This is a genomic window from Fontisubflavum oceani (assembly GCF_030407165.1).
Classification (GTDB): domain Bacteria; phylum Pseudomonadota; class Alphaproteobacteria; order Rhodobacterales; family Rhodobacteraceae; genus Rhodophyticola; species Rhodophyticola oceani.
Map to the genome: position 1 here is coordinate 218,594 of NZ_CP129111.1, position 21,223 is coordinate 239,816.

Annotated in this window: 24 protein-coding genes and 1 pseudogene; 14 read left to right on the top strand and 11 right to left on the bottom strand. The window is 59.8% G+C overall.

The features are described 5' to 3' along the window. Positions 1-11 precede the first annotated feature (11 nt). The 5 genes and pseudogenes from QTA57_RS01130 to QTA57_RS01150 all read right to left on the bottom strand — a co-directional run bounded on the left by QTA57_RS01130 (position 12) and on the right by QTA57_RS01150 (position 4,607). Positions 12-1,726, bottom strand: a pseudogene (locus tag QTA57_RS01130) (SLC13 family permease). Positions 1,727-1,810: 84 nt separating this feature from the next. Continuing rightward, on the bottom strand, positions 1,811-2,737 hold the full coding sequence (locus QTA57_RS01135) for a DMT family transporter (protein ID WP_290153214.1): 927 nt from the start codon (positions 2,735-2,737) through the stop codon (positions 1,811-1,813). Then, positions 2,734-3,546, bottom strand: a complete 813-nt coding sequence (locus QTA57_RS01140; RefSeq protein ID WP_171557691.1) for a TIGR00282 family metallophosphoesterase — start codon at positions 3,544-3,546, stop codon at positions 2,734-2,736. The genes QTA57_RS01135 and QTA57_RS01140 overlap by 4 nt, the downstream gene beginning before the upstream one ends. A gap of 27 nt (positions 3,547-3,573) precedes the next feature. Further along, the gene (locus QTA57_RS01145; protein ID WP_290153215.1) at positions 3,574-4,152 is read right to left on the bottom strand and encodes a 5-formyltetrahydrofolate cyclo-ligase; all 579 of its coding nucleotides are present in this window, start codon (positions 4,150-4,152) and stop codon (positions 3,574-3,576) included. Continuing rightward, entirely contained in the window at positions 4,149-4,607 is a 459-nt protein-coding gene (locus tag QTA57_RS01150) for a pyridoxamine 5'-phosphate oxidase family protein (protein WP_290153216.1), read from the bottom strand. Before QTA57_RS01150 ends, QTA57_RS01145 begins: the two co-directional genes overlap by 4 nt. Before the next feature lie 90 nt (positions 4,608-4,697). On the opposite strand from QTA57_RS01150, the gene rimO reads away from it, so the two are divergent. Together rimO and QTA57_RS01160 are read left to right on the top strand one after the other, a co-directional pair. Next, the gene (gene rimO / locus QTA57_RS01155) at positions 4,698-6,086 is read left to right on the top strand and encodes a 30S ribosomal protein S12 methylthiotransferase RimO (protein ID WP_290153217.1); all 1,389 of its coding nucleotides are present in this window, start codon (positions 4,698-4,700) and stop codon (positions 6,084-6,086) included. Positions 6,087-6,211: 125 nt separating this feature from the next. Continuing rightward, the gene (locus QTA57_RS01160; RefSeq protein ID WP_290153218.1) at positions 6,212-7,501 is read left to right on the top strand and encodes an MFS transporter; all 1,290 of its coding nucleotides are present in this window, start codon (positions 6,212-6,214) and stop codon (positions 7,499-7,501) included. A 270-nt stretch (positions 7,502-7,771) separates the two neighbouring features. On the opposite strand, the gene lfb1 is transcribed toward QTA57_RS01160, so the two are convergent. The 4 genes from lfb1 to QTA57_RS01180 form a co-directional block, all read right to left on the bottom strand. Next, on the bottom strand, positions 7,772-8,071 hold the full coding sequence (gene lfb1, locus QTA57_RS01165; RefSeq protein WP_290153219.1) for an LIC10280 family protein: 300 nt from the start codon (positions 8,069-8,071) through the stop codon (positions 7,772-7,774). Between the two features lie 167 nt (positions 8,072-8,238). Continuing rightward, positions 8,239-8,514, bottom strand: a complete 276-nt coding sequence (locus QTA57_RS01170) for a DUF6455 family protein (protein ID WP_290153220.1) — start codon at positions 8,512-8,514, stop codon at positions 8,239-8,241. Positions 8,515-8,525: 11 nt separating this feature from the next. Continuing rightward, positions 8,526-8,780 (bottom strand): DUF6455 family protein, encoded by a 255-nt coding sequence (locus QTA57_RS01175; protein WP_145211635.1) that lies wholly within the window; start codon positions 8,778-8,780, stop codon positions 8,526-8,528. 93 nt (positions 8,781-8,873) lie between these two features. Beyond that, on the bottom strand, positions 8,874-9,590 hold the full coding sequence (locus QTA57_RS01180) for a M48 family metallopeptidase (protein ID WP_290153221.1): 717 nt from the start codon (positions 9,588-9,590) through the stop codon (positions 8,874-8,876). Between the two features lie 167 nt (positions 9,591-9,757). On the opposite strand from QTA57_RS01180, the gene QTA57_RS01185 reads away from it, so the two are divergent. Beyond that, a complete protein-coding gene (locus tag QTA57_RS01185; RefSeq protein WP_145211641.1) occupies positions 9,758-10,000 on the top strand; it encodes a hypothetical protein in 243 nt (80 codons plus the stop codon). Here the strand turns inward: QTA57_RS01185 and QTA57_RS01190 are convergent. Next, complete coding sequence (locus QTA57_RS01190; protein ID WP_290153222.1) at positions 9,997-10,344, bottom strand: TraR/DksA family transcriptional regulator; 348 nt, start codon at positions 10,342-10,344, stop codon at positions 9,997-9,999. The two genes, QTA57_RS01185 and QTA57_RS01190, sit on opposite strands and share 4 nt — an antisense overlap. A gap of 112 nt (positions 10,345-10,456) precedes the next feature. Between QTA57_RS01190 and QTA57_RS01195 the strand changes: the two genes are divergently transcribed. The 4 genes from QTA57_RS01195 to QTA57_RS01210 all read left to right on the top strand — a co-directional run bounded on the left by QTA57_RS01195 (position 10,457) and on the right by QTA57_RS01210 (position 13,251). After that, complete coding sequence (locus QTA57_RS01195; protein WP_290153223.1) at positions 10,457-11,563, top strand: class II histone deacetylase; 1,107 nt, start codon at positions 10,457-10,459, stop codon at positions 11,561-11,563. 92 nt (positions 11,564-11,655) lie between these two features. Beyond that, complete coding sequence (locus QTA57_RS01200; RefSeq protein WP_145211650.1) at positions 11,656-12,351, top strand: CoA transferase subunit A; 696 nt, start codon at positions 11,656-11,658, stop codon at positions 12,349-12,351. Further along, on the top strand, positions 12,351-12,977 hold the full coding sequence (locus tag QTA57_RS01205) for a 3-oxoacid CoA-transferase subunit B (protein ID WP_145211653.1): 627 nt from the start codon (positions 12,351-12,353) through the stop codon (positions 12,975-12,977). The genes QTA57_RS01200 and QTA57_RS01205 overlap by 1 nt, the downstream gene beginning before the upstream one ends. Continuing rightward, on the top strand, positions 12,970-13,251 hold the full coding sequence (locus tag QTA57_RS01210) for a GNAT family N-acetyltransferase (RefSeq protein WP_290153224.1): 282 nt from the start codon (positions 12,970-12,972) through the stop codon (positions 13,249-13,251). Before QTA57_RS01205 ends, QTA57_RS01210 begins: the two co-directional genes overlap by 8 nt. Before the next feature lie 3 nt (positions 13,252-13,254). Here QTA57_RS01210 and QTA57_RS01215 read toward each other — a convergent pair whose 3' ends face one another. Then, positions 13,255-14,073 carry a lytic transglycosylase domain-containing protein gene (locus tag QTA57_RS01215; protein ID WP_290153225.1) on the bottom strand — a complete coding sequence of 273 codons (819 nt, stop codon included), beginning with the start codon at positions 14,071-14,073 and terminating at the stop codon, positions 13,255-13,257. A 339-nt stretch (positions 14,074-14,412) separates the two neighbouring features. Between QTA57_RS01215 and QTA57_RS01220 the strand changes: the two genes are divergently transcribed. The 7 genes from QTA57_RS01220 to QTA57_RS01250 all read left to right on the top strand — a co-directional run bounded on the left by QTA57_RS01220 (position 14,413) and on the right by QTA57_RS01250 (position 21,223). After that, positions 14,413-14,604 carry a hypothetical protein gene (locus QTA57_RS01220; RefSeq protein ID WP_407933489.1) on the top strand — a complete coding sequence of 64 codons (192 nt, stop codon included), beginning with the start codon at positions 14,413-14,415 and terminating at the stop codon, positions 14,602-14,604. A gap of 248 nt (positions 14,605-14,852) precedes the next feature. Beyond that, positions 14,853-15,056: a hypothetical protein gene (locus QTA57_RS01225; protein ID WP_290153226.1), complete on the top strand. Its 204-nt coding sequence runs from the start codon at positions 14,853-14,855 to the stop codon at positions 15,054-15,056. 233 nt (positions 15,057-15,289) lie between these two features. Next, positions 15,290-16,060 (top strand): Flp pilus assembly protein CpaB, encoded by a 771-nt coding sequence (gene cpaB, locus QTA57_RS01230; RefSeq protein ID WP_330696812.1) that lies wholly within the window; start codon positions 15,290-15,292, stop codon positions 16,058-16,060. A gap of 207 nt (positions 16,061-16,267) precedes the next feature. Beyond that, entirely contained in the window at positions 16,268-17,641 is a 1,374-nt protein-coding gene (locus tag QTA57_RS01235) for a type II and III secretion system protein family protein (RefSeq protein WP_290153227.1), read from the top strand. Positions 17,642-17,645: 4 nt separating this feature from the next. Then, positions 17,646-18,269 carry an OmpA family protein gene (locus QTA57_RS01240; RefSeq protein ID WP_290153228.1) on the top strand — a complete coding sequence of 208 codons (624 nt, stop codon included), beginning with the start codon at positions 17,646-17,648 and terminating at the stop codon, positions 18,267-18,269. Between the two features lie 231 nt (positions 18,270-18,500). Then, entirely contained in the window at positions 18,501-19,751 is a 1,251-nt protein-coding gene (locus tag QTA57_RS01245; RefSeq protein WP_290153229.1) for an AAA family ATPase, read from the top strand. Between the two features lie 14 nt (positions 19,752-19,765). Continuing rightward, positions 19,766-21,223: a CpaF family protein gene (locus QTA57_RS01250; protein ID WP_290153230.1), complete on the top strand. Its 1,458-nt coding sequence runs from the start codon at positions 19,766-19,768 to the stop codon at positions 21,221-21,223.

Below are 21,223 nucleotides of genomic sequence, written 5' to 3' on the forward strand. Positions count from 1 at the left end.
TTCGCGAGGGGTTATAAGGGCCATATGAGCGGGATAACCGCGCTAACCACAAGGCCGAGGCTGAGCGTGAGCGGAATTCCGACCTTCATGAAATCGGTGAATTTATAGCCGCCGGGGCCGTAGACCAGCATATTGGTCTGATAGCCAATAGGCGTCGCGAAACTGGCCGAGGCCGCGATCATCACGGCGATGACCAGCGGGCGCGGGTCGACGCCGATGGCTTGGGCCAGGCCGATGGCAACCGGCGTGATCACCACCGCCACGGCGTTATTGGAAACCAGTTCGGTCAAAATGGAGGTGATCAGATAGATCGCCCAGACCAGGAGAAAGGGCGGCAGATCGGCGAGCCAAGGCGCAAGATTGCCGACGACCAGGGCCACTGCGCCGGTTGCTTGCAGCGCCGCGCCGATGGCCAGCATCGAGAAGATCAGCGCCAGCAGGCGCCCATCGACGAAGGAAAACGCCTCGTCGGCATCGATGCAGCGCGTCAGGAGCACGACAGCCACGGCGACAATCGCCAGAAGGAAGATCGGCGCCACATTGAACGCCGCCAAGATCACGACGCCTGCCATTGCCCCGATCGCAATTGGCGCATGGCTCCGCCGATAGGCGCGCGCCGAGGGTTTGGTGACATCGACCAGGTCCATATCGGCAGCGAGGCGCTGAATATCCGCCGGGTCGCCTTCCAAGAGCAGAGTGTCGCCAACACGGACCACCAGATCATCAAGCTGCCGCCCGATATTCTGGCTCCGCCGATGCACGGCCAGCGGATAGACACCATAGCGACGGCGCAGGCGGAGCGCGCCAAGCGAGCGGCCAATCATCCGGCAGCCGGGCGTGATAAGCACCTCAACGGTCTGGGTCGCGACCGAGCTCAACTGATCGACCGTGCGGAGCTGCTTATTGGCTTGCAGCCCTAGAACCTCAGACATCTCCGTGCGCAGCACCACGCGATCCCCGGCCTGCAACACGACGCCCGCCATATCACGCCGAAGCGAGGCATCGCCGCGCAGCACATCGATCAAACGCACGCCATCACGGCGGAACAGATCCACTTCATTCACGTTTTGGCCAATGAGCGCGCTGTCTTCGGGCAGGGCCACCTCGGTGAAAAACTTCATTCGACCGCGATTGGAGAGCATATCAGCCATCGAGCCGCGGTCGGGCAGCAAGCGCGGCGCGACAAGCCAGAGATAGAGCATACCCCAGCCGACCACCACGAGACCGATCGGCGTGACCTCAAAAATCGTAAACGGTTCCAAGCCCTGCGACCGCGCCACACCGTCGACCAGCAAGTTCGTCGAGGTCCCGATCAGGGTCAACGTGCCGCCCATTATTGCGCCATAGCTGAGCGGGATCAGCAGTTTGGAGGCAGGCCGGCCAAGCGTGCGCGCGATTTGCACGAAGACGGGATCATCACCACCACGACGGGCGTGTTCGATACGAAGGCCGATCCGACGACGACAAAGGCCATCAAAGCCCCAAGCGCCAGGAGGGGTTTTGTCTCTGCATTGGCCTCCGCCATCGCGGTGAAACGCTCCAACGCGCCGGTGCGCACCAAGGCGCCCATGGTGATGAACATCGCCGCGATGGTCCATGGAGCCGGGTTTGACAGCACGGCAAGCGCGTCTTGATACGGCAAAAGCCCGGTAACGAGCAGCAAGGAGACGCCCGCCAGCGCCACAACCTCGGTTGGATAACGCTCGCGAATGAACATCACAAACATCAGGCCGACCACCGCGAGGGTCGCGATGGCTTGGGCCTCGGCCGAGAGAGTCAGATCAATCATATGTGCCTTTGCAACCCCGCCTCAGCGGGCATCATTCCCCAGGGGCGCGGCCCCGTCCAGCACCTCTTTCGGTCGGGGCTGCACGAAAAACAGACCAAAGAACATCACCACCAGCGCCGCCCAGACCCAAGGCGAGTAGGTTTCGGCCAATAAAAGCTTGGCCCAAAGGATGCCGCAGCCGGTGACCAGATAGCTGACTTGGGCCGCGAAAACCGGCCCGGCGCGCCCAACCATCCAGACATATCCGGCATAGGCCGTCGCGTGGAACACACCGGAAGCCAGGATCGCCAGGTCAGGCAGGCCGTAGGGCGGCAGGGGTGAAATCCACTGTCCGGTCATCAAAGCAAGCGGCGCGGACATCACGATCCCGACCAGAGACGCCCCGAGCAAGACCTGCACCGGGCCCAGCCCTTCGGTGCCGTAGCGCGAGACGAAATTGCCCTCAATGGCATAAAAGGCGGGGGCGATCAGGGCGACTGGCAGCCACAAGACCATCGCGCGGTCGGGCAAGCTGGTCTCCGGCGCGGCGATGAGGACGATGGCGATCAACCCCAACATCAATCCGAAGAACCGAAGCCAGGAAAAACGGTCGAGCCCCCATGCCAAGGCAATCGGAAAGGCCAACATTGGTACCAGAGAGATCACAATAGACAAGATACCTGCGGGCAAATGGATCGCCGCCGTGTAACTGGCGGAATTGGGCAGCAACGTCCCGATCAGGGCGATGATCACATACAGCGCCAGATGCCGCCCCTCCCACGGCAAGCGGCGGCCCCGGACCCAGGTTATGGCCCCGAGAAGGATGGCTCCGATCACGAATTGCCAGAAGATGATACCGAAATGGCGATACCCTTCTGAGACCGCGATTTTCGAGAGCGGTTGGGTTATCCCCCAAGCGGCGCCGAGCACGAGCAACAGCGCCCATAGCCCGACCCAGTCGCGTCTCACGGAGTGCTCTCTTGCAATCGGCCGCCGACGCGGATGGGCTCAATCCGGGTGGCTTTGCCCGTGCGATCATCGGTTTCGACATAGACGCCCGAAAGCGTGGCCTCGCCCGTCGCCGGGGTGAAGCGTTCCTTTGGCATACCGGTCAGGAAGCGCCTGAGCGGCTCAGCCTTTTCCATACCGATTACCGAGTGATAGTCGCCGCACATCCCGGCGTCGGTCATATAGCCCGTGCCGCCGGGCAGGATTTGCGCATCGCCGGTCGGCACGTGGGTATGGGTGCCCACCACCAAGCTGGCGCGCCCGTCGCAATAATGCCCAACGGCCATTTTCTCGGAGGTGGCCTCGGCATGAATATCCACGATCACCGCCTGCGCCTGACCGCCCAAGGGGTAGGCCGTCAGCGTGGTTTGCAGAGCCGAGAATGGGTCATCGAAGGGGCGTTTCATGAAGACCTGGCCCAAGACCTGCGTAACCAGCACCTTCCGCCCGCCCCGCGCCTCGAAAAGCCGGGCACCTTTGCCTGGCGCGGCCTTCGAGAAATTCACCGGCCGCAGGATACGCGGCTCGCTTTCAATGAATTGCAACATATCGCGTTGATCAAAGGCATGATCGCCAAGCGTCATGCAATCGATCCCGGCCTCGAGGAGCGTTCTTGCGTGGCCCGCCGAGAGCCCGGCACCCGAGGTCGCGTTCTCGCCATTGACGACGACAAAATCGAGCCGCCAGTCTTCGCGCAGTTTCGGCAGTTGGCTTGTGACCGCAGCCCGACCGGCGCGGCCCATTACATCACCTAGGAACAAACATTTCATAGGGTTCGGCTTATGCGTTCAAGCTCGTTACGGCAAGGGGGCGGTCGGCGGGCGCACCGTCCCCGCGTCGGTCACGATAACGTCCAGCACCTGATCTGTCGGCTCCTTCACCAGCGCCGGGAGCTCTTGTGCCGAGAACGCAAAACCAATGGCACGCACCGTCCCCCGACCCCGCCGCAGCTTGGCCAATGTCCGATCGTAAAACCCACCGCCATAGCCCAGGCGATTTGCGTCTTTGTCGAACCCAACCAGGGGCACGATGAGGATATCCGGCTCCAACCAGGCGCCTGATGCAGGCACCTTGGCCCCGAAAGGCCCGACGACCATAGGTGCCCCGGGCGCCCACTCCCGAAATCTCAACGGCTGGCCTGCGGCCTCAATCACTGGCACGCAAATTCGGTTCTCGCCAGCCAAGGCCGTCATCGCCGGGACCGGGTCAAGCTCGGTTCGGATTGGCATATAGCCGGAGATGATCCGGCCTCGCACGGGTCCGATTTCCGCCAAAAGCGCCGCCGTCGCCGCAAGCCCATGCCCTTGGTCAAACGCCGCTTTCCGCGCTGCATAGGCGGCTTTGCGCAAGGCGGCTTTCTGATCAGAGATACTCATGGCCAGGCAAGCTCCGGACCGGTTTTGAAATAAGAGACATTATTGGTGAAGATGCTCTCAGGCAGCAACCGGATCAACCGACCATTGGGGTCTTCGATCTTGGCCACGCTGTCGACGAACCAAGGGTTCCAGGCCGTCGGAACAGAGCCGAGATACTTCGCCAAAAGCCGCCGGAACAGCGCCGGGTCCATCGGTGTGATCTCGGCCGATCCCCGTAGACCCACATGCAACAGAACGCCTTCTTGTAGATCGAACTGCACAATCTCCACCGCGACCCTTGGATCATCGGCGATCCGGCGCACCGAGCTTGACCCGGCATCGCCCAAGAGCCAGAGCACGCCCACCTCCCACAGGAACGACATCGGCGCGTTGCGCGGGCCATCGGCGCAAACCGTTGCCAGATTGGCCATCAGTGGCGCGTGCAGAAGCACATCGGGGTCAAACTCCTGAGCCATCCCGTTATCTCTGGCGGAAATCACACATCAGGCAAGTCCAAACATGCGGATACCCTTTCGTTGGCCCGCGCCAACGGCTATAGGCGGCCCATGGCCCTCAACCCTCCCAATCTTCGCCCCGATCTGGCCCCTGCGGCCCGGCTCCCCGAGGCCGCGCGCCCGGGTCAACCCACCATCGGCATGGTCTCGCTCGGCTGTCCGAAAGCGCTGGTCGATAGCGAGCGTATCCTGACCCGGCTCCGCGCCGAGGGCTACGCGATCTCGCCCGACTACACGGGTGCCGAAGCGGTCATCGTGAACACCTGCGGCTTTCTCGATAGCGCCAAGGCGGAAAGCCTGGACGCGATTGGCGAGGCGCTGGAGGAAAACGGGCGGGTGATTGTGACCGGCTGCCTGGGAGCTGAGCCGGAGTATATCACGGGCGCGCATCCGAAAGTGCTCGCCGTCACGGGCCCGCATCAATATGAGCAGGTGCTGGATGCCGTGCACAAGGCCGTGCCGCCAGCGCCCGATCCATTTGTTGATCTGCTGCCCGCGACTGGCGTGAGCTTGACGCCACGCCATTACAGCTATCTGAAGATCTCCGAAGGCTGTAACCACAAATGCAAATTCTGCATCATCCCCGACATGCGTGGGAAACTCGCCTCGCGACCGGCTCATGCCGTACTCCGCGAGGCGGAGAAACTGGTTGAAGCGGGTGTGAAAGAGCTTCTGGTGATCAGCCAGGACACCTCCGCCTATGGTCTCGACCGGCGCTATGATGTGAACCCATGGAAAGACGGTGAGGTCCGGTCTCATATCACCGATCTGTCGCGAGAGTTGGGGCGGCTTGGGGCTTGGGTGCGGCTGCATTACGTCTACCCCTACCCCCATGTACGCGAGTTGATCCCGCTGATGGCGGATCCAGAGAACGGGCTTTTGCCCTATCTCGACATCCCATTCCAACACGCGCACCCGGATGTCCTCCGCCGCATGGCGCGCCCTGCTGCCGCCGCGCGCACCTTGGATGAGATCGCGGCGTGGCGGGAGATTTGCCCGGAGATCACGCTCAGAAGCACTTTCATCGTTGGCTACCCCGGCGAGACCGAAGCGGAGTTTCAGACCCTGCTCGACTGGATGGACGAGGCGCAGCTCGACCGCGTCGGCTGCTTCCAATACGAAAATGTCGAGGGCGCGCGGTCAAACGCCTTGCCTGATCACGTGCCCGATGAGGTGAAAGCAGAACGCTTCCACCGGTTCATGGAGAAGGCCCAGGCCATCTCGGCGGCGAAGCTAGAAGCCAAAGTAGGTCAGCGGATTGATGTGATCGTCGATAGTGTTGATGCAGAGGGGGCGACGTGCCGAACGAAAGCGGATGCACCCGAGATCGACGGGAACCTCTTTATTGATCAGGGTTTTGAGACGCTGGCACCAGGGCAGATCGTTTCTGTCGAGGTGGATGAGGCGTCGGAATACGATCTCTGGGGTCGGTTGGTTTGACGGGCCGCTCTGCGGACACCTTCCCGACTTTCGCTTCGGCTGCGCCAATGTCTGGTTCCATAAGCATCTCCTCGTCTTCTGGATGAGTCATTGCGCAAGGATGCGCAAAGGCAGATGCTGCCGCTATGGCGACGGAAACTGATTTCTCTTTCAAAACACTGACCGACAGGGCGCGTCGGCACATTCGGGTGTTTCAGATACATCAGTTTCTTGACCGTTTTGCCATGGGTCTCACGGTGGCCGTGGTCGCGCTCGCACTGACCGATCGCGGCATGGACCTGTTCCAGATTTCGCTGCTCTTCGGTGTCTACTCGCTCACAACGATGGCGATGGAATTGCCGTTCGGCGGGCTGGCCGACAGCATAGGTCGCAAGCCGGTGTTCCTCGCGGCGGTCTTGGCCAGTTTGGTTTCACTGGCGCTTTTTCTGTCATCAAGTGACTTCGCAGTCCTGGCTCTTTCGTTCGCCTTCATTGGCTTTGGGCGCGCCCTGCGGTCCGGCACGCTTGACGCTTGGTTTGTTGAAACCTTCAAGGCCGCTGCGCCAAATGTGGATGTCCAACCCGCTCTCGCGAAGGCGCAATGGGCCAATGCGATGGGCCTCGCAGTCGGCGCCGTGTTCGGAGGTCTCTTGCCAGACATGTTCGGCGCGATAGGCCTCCGGCATGGGATCAGCATCTATGATGTGTCCTACGCCGCGAGCTTCGTCGTGATGGTCGGTGTGCTCGTCTACACCATGGTCGCCATCGCTGAAGACCCGCGCCCGCTGAACCGCAAGGCGCTCAGACAAGGCTTCGCCAGCGTCCCGTCGGTGATTGCTGAGGCCAGTCTTCTGGCCCTAAAGCATCCGACCCTATCCATGCTGCTGGCGGCTTTGGCGCTGTTCCTGATGGCAACAAACCCGGTCGAAGCGATCTGGCCAACATACGCCAAGCCTATGCTGGACGAGGATTATGCCAACACCGTCATCGGTGTCCTGACGGCGGGCTACTTTTTCGCCATCGCCTTCGGTGCGTCGCTGTCACCCTATATCAGCCGGATATTCAAACGTCGCCACGCTGTCACGCTTGCGGCAATCTTTGCATGCCTCGCGGTCGTTCAGGTCACCCTGGCGATGCAGGGTGGCATCGCCGGATTTGTTGGCGTCTTTGTGCTGTATTCCATCCTTCTCGGAGCAAGCGAGACACCAGCGAGCAGCATCTTGCATCGCTGTGTGGAGGATCGTCAGAGGTCCACCATGCTGTCGCTCCGATCCCTGATCCAGCAACTTGGCGGTGCGATAGGACTGGTCATGGCAGGAGCCCTCGCCGAAATCTACTCGACGCCCGTGGCCTGGAGTGCCGGTGCAGTCTTTCTGCTCACGGCGTTCGCGCTGAGCTTGGTGCTGGCCAAACGATTGGCTGCTGAAGCCAAATAGCGGACGTTCGCGCGGCATGCAGCATACCTACTTTTGAGCTCAAGAGTGGACATTAACCAGAAATAGAAGTGATGCGGTACTATCTCCCAGCAACACGGGAGGCCCGATGCCCAGGATCGAAACCGTTCCCTACACCGCCAACTCCGGCTAGCTGCGCAGGCTCTACGACCGCATCAAATGCCCCAGTGACAACGTCAATAACATCATGATGATGCATTCGCTCCACCCATTCGATGGCGGGGGCTGGACTGGACGCCCGGGATTTGGGCGTCACCGAGGCGTCCGGCTGAGCAGTTCTAATCCTGTGCCATCGGCCCATGTGCCGTGTAGATCGCCATCGGGCATCACCACGTAGACCGCCGGGTCGGGAGCCCCCCATTCGACGGTCAGGACCTGGCCTGCGAGCACGCCGGTGCCGGAATAGGTGGTGCCCACAGTCCAGTTCACCGCGAAACTGCCATCAGCATTTTGGCCAATCACGACCGTCCCATCATAGGCGCTTCCGTCAGCATTCCGGCCATAGGCGTAGTAGGCGCCGGTGATATCCGCGAGGCTGGCCAGGGTGCTCATGGTCAGAACTACAAATGCGAGAGCCGTGGTTAGAATAAATTTCACAGGGAAGAAACGTGCCATCATCGGGAAAATCCTTGCAGTCAAGAAATGAGGTCAATGACTACAGATTGTCCGATTTGCCGGATTTTGTCATCTAAGATGACGGTGAGTAGAGCCATCGCGCCTTAACACGCCGCTCGAATCCGATCAAAGACAGTCGCATTGGGGCAGGCGCGCGGCACCTCGGCCAAGGCCTCACCCTGCGCTGCCAACCAGGAGGCGCAGCCATCAGCCCATTGGCATCTGCGGCAGCGTTGGACCATATCGGCCCAGTCCGACTGGTCGATCCATCCCGCCGCCATCGCTTGCGGCAGATCGGCCCCGGTGGTTTTGGCCATGCCGAGCGCCTGCCAATAATGCCGATTTGCGGGACCAAGCGGATGAATGGTCGAGGTTGTCATAAAGAGATGCCTCAGCTTGTGCGCAGCGCCATCAAGACCATACCGTTCCGACAATACTCGGGTGTGCCCTCGGCAATCTCGGTCGTGTCGAGAAACCGCTCACATTCCTGAGGTGAGGCGCATCCCGTGCAGCGCAACAGCATGTCATTGCGCATTTCGGGAGGGAGATCGCCGCGGAGTTCAGCCTCGTCCAAATCGGTGCCAACGGTGCGCGCCATCCGCGACATCAGCGCCTCGTGTTCCTTCAGGGTCTTACTTCCGGGCATATCCCAAATCCTCCCAAGCTCCCGCGCCCTGTGAAACAAGGCGCTCCTTGAACGCTAAGGTAGATTAGGCGGGAGGCGGCACCATGACTCAGATCAATTGCGGCGTCCGAATTGGGCGGCCGTATTGCGCACGATCGCCTGGCGCGCGGCATTGGGGGGATGCGAACCCAAAAATTGATCGCCTGGATCGGGCAAACGTTCGAAAAATGCCGACCCACGCACAGGGTCGAAGCCGGCTCTGATTGCTATGATCGTGCCGAGTCGATCGGCCTCCAACTCGTGATCTTGCGAAAACCGCCGCGCGCCAACGAAGGCACCAATCTCGACAGCCTCCCTAATCCCGGACTGACTGGCGCCGCCCATCTGCGCCAAAGTGCCAAGGACGAACGCCCCCTCGCGCGCGGACTGACGTTGTTGCGGAATATGCTGCTCGATGTGATGCGCCGCTTCATGCCCCATGACAAAGGCCAGCTCATCGATGTTGCGCGCCTCGGCGATCAGCCCAAGCGTAAAGACGAGGAATGGGCGACCATTTTTATCGAGCGTTTGAAATGCATTCACCCCGGCGCGCAGATCGCGTTCCACCGCAATCACGAAGTCGCAGTTTTGCCGGGGTGTTTCGCGACGACAAACAGACTCAGCGACGGGTTCAACCCGAGCCACAACCTCCTCGAAATTCGCGACGGCAACCGCAGGCGGCAAGCGCGGCGTGTCACTTGTGGCCGGAGGGGCCGAAGGCGTGATCGGCGCGGGCGCGATGTTACACGCCGCAAGCCCCATCAAGGCCAAAATCAACAGATAGGTCCGCATTTGCGCCCTCCTCCTCAATCCCGTCACCCATTAACCGAACCCTTCAAGCAGTAACACGGGCAGCCTGCCGGTCCAGAGTCCTCACGCCAATGTGCCCGATTTTATGCGCGGCGTAGATGTCGAAACGCGCCGTTGCATATGCCGAACTTCCTCCATAGGCTGAATTTATGTTTACGATTGAGCATGAATTCGACGCCACAGTGATCACCTTGGTGGATGAGGGTGACGCTCCGTTGAACGAGGATCTCACCATATCCGCCTTCTCCGAATGTGTGACGGTGGAGCAGCACGATCCGCGCACCGATCAGATGCAGAAAATCACCCTTTCGATGGCACAGCTGCAAGATCTCGCGGCAGCGTTGGACTTGCCAGAAGGCGTTTATCGGCTGCGTCGTGAAGCAACGGACTAAGACGCGCAACTCACGCAGCGTGGGGCGCAAGGATCGAAATCCAGACGACCCTGGCCGATGAACTCACCGCAATCTTCGCACCAGCCAAATTCCGCATCTCGTATGCGGGCCAGTGCCGCATCGATCGCTTTCAGCCGACCGTGACGCCGCGCCTCTAGACCTTTCGCCATCGCCTGCCCCTGCAACGCGTCCATCCGGCTCAGCCGCCCGACGGATTGTTGATCCAGTTCGACGGGCTTGCGGTTGTCTTTCGTCTCGTCCGACGCCGCCATCAACTCGGCCCGTTCCGCCTCAAGCTGCGGGCGATACCGGGCGGCAAGCGCATCATGGGATGGATCGCTCATCTCTCCATGCCAGCAGATTGCGCCTCATGCGGCAAGCCCGGATATCTTTGCCCACCCCATTGCGCCCAAGACGCCGCCGCTGCCATAGTCCGCTTAAGAAGCGGAGGGTATCATGGCGACGGGGTTTTTCTGGGACGAGCGGTGTTTCTGGCATTCGGGCGGCAACTACGCCTTCATGAGCCCGGTTGGCGGCTTGGTGCAACCTATGGCGACTGGTGGCCTGCCTGAAGACCCCGAGACAAAGCGGCGCTTAAAGAACCTTCTGAATGTTACGGGCCTTCTTGCCGACCTGGACAGCGGCAGCGCACCGCCCATCACGACAGAGGACCTGCTCCGCGTGCATCCGCAAAGCTATCTCGACAGCTTTCGCGAAGCAGCCGCGGCAGGCGGTGGCGAGCTTGGCCTGCGGACGCCGTTCGGCCCCGATGGATATGAGATCGCCTGCCTTTCGGCCGGGCTGTCCCAGACGGCGCTTTTTGCCACTCTGCGAGGCGATGTCACAAACGCTTATGCCCTCTCCCGCCCGCCCGGGCATCATTGCTTGCCAGATTTCCCAAATGGGTTCTGTCTCCTGGCGAATATCGCCATCGCGGTCGAGGCTGCCTTCGCGGCCCGCATGGTCGAGCGGGTCGCGATCCTTGATTGGGATGTGCATCACGGCAATGGCACCGAGGCGATTTTCTATGATCGCGACGATGTGCTGACCATCTCGATCCATCAGGAACGAAATTACCCTCGGGATTCCGGTGATTTTCAGGATCGTGGGTCAGATCGGGGTGACGGGTACAATCTCAACATCCCACTGCCGCCCGGTGCGGGCCATGCCACCTATGTCGAGGTCATGGAGCGGTTGGTCCTGCCAGAGCTTCGGTCCTTCGAACCGGATGCGATCGTCGTCGCCTGCGGGTTTGATGCGTCGGGCGTTGACCCGCTCAGCCGGATGCTGGCCGGGTCAAATACCTTCCGGCGGATGACCGAGTTGGTGATGGAAACTGCCGCTGATCTCTGCGCCGGGCGTCTGACGCTGGTACATGAGGGCGGATATGCGGCGTCCCATGTGCCGTTCTGCGGCCATGCGGTGCTTGAAGCGCTCTCGGGGAGCGCGATCACAGCGCCCGACCCGTTGGCCGACCGGATCACCGCGCAACAGCCGGGCCCGCGCTTCGAGGCGTTTTGCTCCACACTCATCGGCGAGATGGGAGACGCGATCCGCGCCTGAGACCAAAGCGCCGCAGCGCGGCATCCGCGTTGACTTCCCCAACGGCACAGGCCAGTTTGCGGCAAGTTTGCCAAGAGGGGGAGCGTCAGCTCATGAAAAAGGTATACGGCTCAGCCGCCGAAGCGCTGGACGGGCTTTTGTTTGACGGGATGTTCATTGCGGCGGGCGGTTTCGGCCTCTGCGGTATCCCCGAGCTTCTGATCGACGCGATCAACAAGGCGGGCACCAAGGATTTGACTGTTGCCTCGAACAATTGTGGCGTGGACGATTTCGGCCTTGGCATCCTCCTGGCCGACAAGCAGATCAAGAAGATGCTCTCCTCTTATGTCGGCGAGAATGCCGAATTCATGCGGCAGTTTCTGTCAGGCGAGCTTGAGCTGGAATTCAATCCGCAGGGCACATTGGCCGAGCGGATGCGCGCCGGCGGCTGCGGCATTCCGGGCTTCTATACCAAGACCGGCGTCGGAACGGTGATTGCCGAAGGCAAAGAGCACAAGGACTTCAACGGCGAGACCTATATCATGGAAGAGGGTATTTTCGCCGATCTCTCCATCGTCAAAGCCTGGAAGGCCGATGAGACCGGTAATCTGATCTTCCGCAAGACCGCGCGGAACTTCAACCCGCCTGCGGCGATGTGCGGCAAAGTCTGCGTGGTCGAGGTTGAAGAGATTGTGCCCACCGGCAGTTTGGACCCCGACGCGATCCATCTGCCAGGGATTTATGTGCATCGCCTCATTCAAGGCGCGCATGAGAAACGTATCGAACAACGCACTGTGAGGGCTGCCTGATGCCTTGGGATCGCAATCAAATGGCCGCCCGCGCGGCGCAAGAGCTGGAAGACGGCTGGTACGTCAATCTGGGCATTGGCATTCCGACCCTCGTGTCGAATTTCATCCCCGAGGGGATCGAGGTGACGCTGCAATCGGAAAACGGGATGCTTGGCATGGGCCCCTTCCCGACCGAAGACGAGGTGGATGCGGACCTGATCAACGCTGGTAAGCAGACGATCACCGAACTGCCGCAGACGGCCTATTTCGATAGCGCGCAGTCTTTCGGCATGATCCGAGGCGGCAAAATCGCCATGGCGATCCTGGGTGCGATGGAAGTGGCCGAGAATGGCGACCTCGCCAACTGGATGATACCCGGCAAGCTGGTCAAAGGTATGGGCGGCGCGATGGATCTGGTCGCCGGTGTCGGCCGCGTGGTCGTGGTGATGGATCACACCAACAAACACGGCGACAGCAAGGTGCTCAAGGAATGCACCCTGCCACTGACCGGTAAATCGGTGGTCGACCGGATCATCACCAACCTGGGCGTGATGGATGTGGTCGAGGGCGGCTTGAAAATCGTCGAGACCGCCGATGGCGTCACCGAAGAGGACCTGCGCGCCGCGACAGAGGCGACCATTGTCTGACATCACGCGCGAGGTCAGCGGCTCCAAGGGCCGCTATGTTCTCGCGCAAGACGGGGCCGAGGCGGAGCTGACCTATTCCATCGCCTCGCACCATCTGATCATCGCCGATCATACCGGCGTGCCGGACGTCATGCGCAGCAGCGGCGCGGGCAAGGCCCTGGTTGAGCGATTGGTGGCGGATGCAAGGGCCGAGGGCGTGAAGATCGTCCCGCTCTGCCCCTTTGTGAAATCGCTTTCTCGACGTCACCCAGAATGGGCAGACGTCTTTCAATAGGCATCAACCGTCGATCATCGCTTCAAAGACACAGCCATCCGAGATCAGCTCGGGCGGCGAAAGACAAAGCGCGCGCGCGACGAGCCAGGTTGCAAGCACCTTGGGCACATAACGCCGGGTTTCGGCATAGTCCGGCACGCCGCCCGCCGTTCTCACCGCCCCCTCGCCGGCATTGTAAGCCGCCAGGACCAGAACCGGGTCGCGGTCGAACTCTTCCATCAGCCAGGCCAGATAGGCGACACCGCCAGCAATGTTCTGCTCCACATCGAACGCATCCTCGACGCCGAACCGCTCGGCCGTGGCTGGGATCAACTGCATCAACCCTTGAGCACCTGCGCTGCTGATCGCTTCGCGCGCTCCGGCGGATTCGACCGACATCACGGACAGAACCAAAGCGGGCGAAACAGGTGTCCCAACCGTGGCGCGCAGGATATCCGCACCATGTGCCCCAGATAGCGCGCGCAGTTGGTCCAACCGCGCGACACCAAGCGTGGTCGCCTCCGGCGCCAAGGAGAGATGATCCAGCGCGGCTTGGAACCGCCCCGCCCCTTCCGCGAGGCCCGGGGAAATCTCGGACCAGAACCAATCCAAACCTGTCGCGGCGGGCGCCTCCGGCTCCGGCGTCAAAGACGGGGCGGCTGCAGGCGTTACCTGAGGCTCGATCTGGATATTGATCCGCGGCCCGGTGTGCCCTGCCGCTGGCGGCGCCACACGGCGAAAGGTGAATTCGGGGAAAGGAGGCGGGTCCGCGGATTGCGCTTGAATGGGCAGCGCCGCAAGCAGCGATAGCCCGATTGCCAGGAAGGAGGAGGTCACCTGCATAGGTCAAACTTGCCTGTTGTTCTTTTCTTTCAGCTTGCCTGAAAGAACCGACAATAGGAATCCCCTTGTCTGGTTAGAGCACGACCCCCACCGACATCGAATGAATACAAAGCGCTAGACGGTGGGCAATTTACATGTCCCTCGCAACAAACCGCAAAAGAACCGCGAACAATTCTTACAAAAATCCAGCCCTCGCCCAATTTGCGCCCCGATTCGGAGGGAAAACAACGCTGTCCCGAGGGGGCAGGAACCAAACAGGTAAACTGTCAAAGACTTGAAACTGGAGATTAAGATAATGACTGCACTGATCAAAAACTTCGCCGCATCTGAATCCGCGCCGTGACCGTCGACTGGGTTGTTCTGACCGCAGCGATTGTGGGCCTGGGCTTGGCCGTTATGGCCGTTGTGTCGGGTGGTATCGAAGACTTGACCGGCGAAATTCAAGACCAACTCGTCGCACAGGATGCGAACGACGACCCGTTCTTTGGTGATGCGGTAGTTGGTGACAGCGACGCAATTCTTGCTGACTAATCGCTTAACAGCCTAGCCACTGCGGTAGGCACCGCTAACAAAGCAGAAAATTGGCTGCGCCACGCCAGGCGCAGCCAATTTTTGTTTCAATTACGGCAACAAACGGCTAATATTACTTCCGAAATCTGTGGAAAAAGCGTATCTGCTGCGCATCCTCGCCGCATTTCTGCCTCATTCCGCCCCGACTCTGCCCAGGTCTGCTTTCGGGCCCTGTCAAGCCCGACCACCCTTCTACCTGGGACGAACCCATGCGTGTCTATATACAAATCAAATCCTTTATCGAGGATGACACTGCCGCCGTGACCGTGGATTGGGTGGTACTCGCTGCAGCGCTGGTGTCCCTTGGCCTAGCAGTAACAAATGCCGTCGGCAGCCAATTGGAACAACTCTCCGAGGATATCCAGACACAGCTGCTAACCGACCATCGGTATGACGGGTTCGAACTGCCCTAGCCTCTTGGAGCGAGGCACACGAGCCGCGCTGACAATCACACATACAGATACTGCAACCCTCCGGGCCTAAAGTCTCCGCCTTGCCACCATGTTTCTGCCCAATTCAGGAGGCATGATCACTCTAGAAAACCGCGTGGCACGTATTCTTGATGCGTGCCGCGCACCCATAAAAGGACCTACGACATGCGAGTGATTTTCGGGCTTGTCCTCATCGTCGGCGTCGCCTTGGCAGGATTCGCAGTCTATGTGGCGCAAGACAGGTTTGCGCAGTATCAACGTGCGCTTGCCAACCAAAACAACGCAATCATCCAGACGACCGATGTTTATGTCGTCAACACGCAGTTGCGTTATGGCAACCATTGCGCCCAGAAGATGTGGTCGCAATTCAATGGCCCGCGGCCCATGTCCCGTTCGGCGCTTTCACCAGCCTTGAGGAGTTGTTTCCAGAAGGTCCGGAAGAACTGCGCACCGTTCTCCGTGTGATGGAGCGCGATGAGCCGATCTTGGTTTCCAAGGTGACGGCGCCTGGCCAAGATGCCGGCGTCGCCTCACGGCTGGGGGCCGGTATGCGTGCCTTTGCGCTGTCAGTCGATGTGGCGTCGGGCGTCTCAGGCTTTCTCCGGCCAGGTGACCGCGTAGATGTGTATTGGACCGGTTCGGCCCGGGGTGAGAACGTGACCCGATTGATCCGCTCGAATGTGCAAATTATCGCAATTGACCAGATCGCCGACGAAGACCGGAACAACCCAACCATCGCGCGGACGATTACAGTTGAGGCACCCCCAGAAGAGATCGCCGCCTTGGCTCATGCGCAGTCTTCCGGTCGCCTAACACTCGCGCTGGTGGGCGTCGGGGATGAAACGATCAGCGAGACGGTAGAAATCAACCAGGATCAGCTCTTGGGCATCGCCGCTGTTGAGCAGGAAGCCGGCCCTCGGGTTTGCACCGTTCGTAACCGTCGTGGTGGTGAAGTGGTCGTGACCCCGGTGCCCTGCACCAACTAGCACCTTCGAAACAATCACAAGACGCGGCCCTCTATCTTGGGGGCCGTGTTTCTTTTTACGCCACACCTTGGGCCGCGTGGTTTCCAGATCACATAAAAAACGGGCCGCAAATGCCTGATTCTTGCGCGGAAAGCGGAATTGGGGCATGGTGCGCTCAATCGGGCACGAAAAATCGGCCCATAACGTGATCAGAGAGGCAGGATCACAATGAGCTTTATGACCGTTCTTCGGGCAAGCCTGTTCGGCTTTGCCCTCGCGCTGGTAGCAGCGCCCGTTACCCAAGCCCAGACCTTGCGCGTCTTGGAAGGCGCAACGTCAACTTCCTTGCGCGTTCCAATGAACCGCGCGGTGGTCGTTGAAAGCGATGCGATCTTTGCAGAGCTCTCAGTGGCCAACCCGGCGATCGCCGATATCGCCACGCTCTCGGAACGTACAATCTATGTTTTGGGCCGTGCACCTGGGCGGACAACCATGACCCTTTTGGGTGTCGATGGTAGCCTGATTGCAAATGTCGAAGTGCAAGTTGTCCCGGATGTGGCGGAACTACGTGAACGCCTTCAGGATATTCTACCTGGCGAAGAGATCGAAGTACGGACAGCCAATGACGGGATCGTTCTGTCTGGCATCGTCAGTTCTGGTCAAACTGTCGATCGGGCGATGGAACTTGGTGAACGTTATGCACCTGGCCGCGTGTCGAACCTGATGTCGGTTGGCGGATCGCAGCAAGTGCTGCTTCAAGTGCGTTTCGCAGAGATGTCGCGGTCGGTCCGTCAGAATCTGTCAACAAGTTTTGGGGCCCTACGCGGTGACGCACAGTTTGGCTCCGGTAGTGCCGCAACCAACTTCCCAGCGACTGTGATTAACCCGACGCTAGAGGGTAGAAACGGTGTTTTCGGGGTCACGTTCGGCTCAGGAAGCACGGAGTTCGGTATCCTTCTTGAGGCTCTTGAGACCAATGGCTTGGCCCGTACTCTCGCCGAGCCGAACCTGACAGCTCTTTCGGGTCAAACTGCATCATTCTTGGCAGGTGGAGAATATCCGATACCAGTTTCGACCGACGAAGGCGTGGCCGTCGAGTTCAAGCCATTTGGTGTCAACCTCACCTTCACGCCGACAGTTGTGCATGATGAGGTCATAAACCTTAACCTCGCCAGCGAGGTTTCGTCGATCGGAGAAATCCAACCCGGCACGAACGTTCCCGAAATCAACAGTCGTCAAGCTTCGACGACAGTCGAGATGCGGGACGGCGAGAGCTTCGCAATCGCAGGGCTTCTGCAGGATGACTTTCGCGACAACGTCGGCCAGGTGCCGTGGTTAGGCGATATCCCGATCCTCGGGGCTTTGTTCCGCAGCAGCAGTTATCAGCGTGACCAAACAGAACTGGTCATCATTGTCACGGCGCATCTGGTTTCCCCGACACGTGGGGAGGCGCTCGCGTTACCTACTGACCGGGTGGCAATTCCAACCGAGCGCGAGTTGTTTCTCGGGGGTCGCGTTAGCGGTGCACCGCGGGCCGGCACTGCCGCTGCCGATGTCGCACAGCAAGATTTCAGCGGCTCCTACGGCTATGTGATGGAGTGAGCAAATGGCTATCCTGACATCAGTAAGATACGCGATTTTTGGGGCCGCTGGCCTCGCATTGGCGGCATGTGGGCCCAACTTTGAACGTCCGGCGGGCGCACGCATTGATGAGGGCGGGTTTGGCAACCCCACAATGAACAACGTCCTCGTCATGACGGGGCAGCGCAGTTACGTGGAAAGCCTCGCGGGCCGATTCGCCACAGAAGTGCCGACGACGATCAATTTCGCCTTCAACTCCGCCCAACTCGACGATACCGCTCGCGCGACATTGCGACAGCAGGCGACTTGGATCCGGCAGTTCCCCGAAGTGCGTTTCAGTGTTTACGGCCATACGGATCTCGTTGGTAGCCAAGGCTATAATCAACGGCTTGGTCAACGTCGCGCGCGCGCTGCAGTGAACTACCTGGTCAGCCAAGGGGTTGAGCGTAGCCGTTTGGAAGCGCTTGTTTCCTTTGGGGAAACACAGCCGATCGTCGCTACCGAGGCGCGCGAGCGCCGCAACCGTCGCACGGTGACCGAAGTAAGCGGCTTTGTTCAAGACCATCCGATGGTTCTTGATGGCCGGTATGCACAAGTGGTTTACCGGACATATACCGGCAGCAGCGGTGGGGGCGGGTCTGCCGAATAACCTCGCGATTATGAAACGCCACGTGTCCAATACGTGGCGTTTTTCCCAATAGTTACGGCTTTTTGGTCGTATTGTTGCCCCTTTTACGCATCAAAACTCTTTCAAGGCATAGGGCAAACCCGCATCCGAGCAGCGCGGAAATGATCCTAGCTCCCCCGGTAAAACGCAGGTGCCGCGCGATACCGGATGGCAACAAAACCTGGCGAAGTCAGGCAATATGGGAATTGAGGAATGAGTGGCGGACTTGCGCTGAAATCTGATCCCGCACCGATCGTGGCCTCCACGATTTCTCGGGACGTGCAGAATTTCGATCTTTTGATCGATGATATGGAAACCGAACTCGGCGAAAGCTGGGGCGATTTGCATTTGGACGAAGCCCGCGCGTTTCTTGAGCAGCGAGAATCCGACGGCCTGGAATTCGTTGCTATCGCAGTTGATCAACAAGACGAAGGTGACATTGGTCTGATCGGTGAGTTAATCCGCGCCGCCAAGGCCAAAGGGATCAAAGTGATCTTAATCGCCAATGAGTTAAGCACCCAAGGCCTGCATCAGTTAATGAAACTGGGCGCGGATGATTTCGTGCCCTACCCTTTGCCCGAGCGGGCTTTGCACGATGCGATAAAACGTATCCGCGAGCCCGCTCCCGGAACGCAACCGGTCGGCGACACCGAAACTTCCTCGCTTGATCCCCGGCCCACGATGGATGGCCGATCTGCGATCTTCGCCGTGCAAAGCCTGGCTGGCGGCACAGGTTCCACAACTTTGGCTGTCAACTTGGCCTGGGAACTGGCCAATATCGACAAGAAGAGAGCGCCCTCCGTTTGCTTGATCGACTTTGATCTGCAATTTGGCTCGGCGTCGACATTCCTTGATCTGCCGCGCCGTGAGGTGATCCTCGAAGTGCTGTCAGATAGTCAGGGCATGGATGTGGACGCCTTCAAACAGGCCCTCCTTGATTACAACGGAAAACTGTCGGTCTTTACGGCACCGTCCGAGATCATCCCGCTCGATATGATCTCGCCCGAAGACGTCGAAGCGGTTCTGAACCTTGCGACGGAGTGTTTCGACATCGTGGTTATCGATATGCCAACCACGATTGTCCAGTGGACAGAGACCGTCCTGAACCGGGTCGATGTGTTCTTTGCGATGCTGGAACTCGACATGCGCTCGGCCCAAAACGCGATGCGGTTCATCCGGGCCTTGCAGTCGGAAGAACTGCCGCTCGAAAAGGTAAACTTTGTTCTGAACCGAGCGCCGAAAGGCCTGGATTTGAACGGAAAATCGCGCGTGAAGCGCCTTGCGGACAGCTTAGGCGTGAAGATCTCAACACAGCTTTCTGACGGCGCCCGCCAAGTGACGCAATCCTCGGATCATGGCGTGCCATTGGCTGAAATGGCGCGAAAAAATCCGATGCGGAAAGACATTTTGAAACTGGCTGGCAACCTGTTCGAGGCGATGCTGTCGGACGCAGTCGCTAGGTAGGGGAGACCAGAGCCATGTTCTCGAAATACAAAAAACCGGTGGCGGCGCGACCTGCTGCGCAGGCGGGCGAAACCGCGAGCGGTGTGCCGCAGGGTGGTGCAGAAGCCCCGCAGCCGAAAGTGCAGCGGAAACAACCGGCACCAGATCAGCCTGCAAAACCCGCCGCTGAGGTCGCAAATCTCGACAAAGAGAAAAAGCGCCGCTTGCGCCTCGACGAAATTAAGACGGAAATGCACCACCGTCTCCTCGAAAACCTGAATCTCTCGGCGCTCGAAGGCGCGAAAGACACAGAATTGAAGGCCGAGATCAGCGCGATCACGTCCGAGGAACTGGCGGAGATGGGCGTGGTCTTGAACCGCGAAGACCGTCAGACCCTGCAAACTGAACTCTTCGACGAAGTGACCGGCCTTGGCCCACTTGAGCCACTGCTGAAGGACGACACCGTCAACGATATCCTGGTGAACGGCCCAAATCGCGTCTTTGTGGAACGTGACGGCAAGCTGACACTCTCCGATGTGCGGTTCAAAGACGAGCGGCACCTGCTGCGGATCATCGACAAGATCGTATCGGCCGTTGGTCGTCGCGTCGACGAATCGAACCCGCATGTGGACGCGCGCCTCAAAGACGGCTCGCGTTTCAACGCGATGGTCCCGCCGGTCGCCGTGGATGGCAGCTTGGTCTCCATTCGTAAGTTCAAGAAGGAGAAGCTGGGCGTCGATGACCTCGTGAAATTCGGCGCGTTTTCCGAGGAAATGGCGGCGTATCTTCAAGCTGCCGTTGCCACACGCCTGAACGTGATTGTTTCGGGCGGGACGGGCTCCGGTAAAACCACGACGCTGAACGCGCTTTCGAGCTTCATCGACAATTCCGAGCGGATCTTGACGATCGAGGATACGGCGGAACTTCAGCTTCAACAGATTCACGTGGGTCGGATGGAGAGCCGCCCGCCGAACGTCGAAGGCAAAGGTGCCGTTACACAACGCGATTGTCTGCGGAACGCGCTTCGGATGCGCCCCGACCGGATCATCGTGGGGGAGACCCGCGGCGATGAGGTGATCGATATGCTGCAGGCGATGAACACCGGCCATGACGGGTCGATGACCACAATCCACGCCAACTCAGCGCGAGATGCCTGTTCTCGCCTGGAAAACATGATTGCCATGTCGGGTATCGAGATGCCGATCAAGGCCGTTCGCGCGCAGATATCTTCGGCTGTGAACCTGATTGTGCAGGCCAGCCGTTTGCAGGACGGCTCGCGCCGCATGGTCTCGATCACCGAGGTGACGGGCATGGAAGGCGAAGTGATCTCGATGCAGGAGGTCTTCCGCTATCAGCGTTTGGGCCTGAAACCTGACGGCACGATCATCGGTCGGTTCACCGCTTGTGGCGTGCGTTCGCACTATTCGGAACGCTTCAAGCAATGGGGCTATGACCTGCCCATGTCCATCTACGACCCTGTCGCGGCGGAGTAA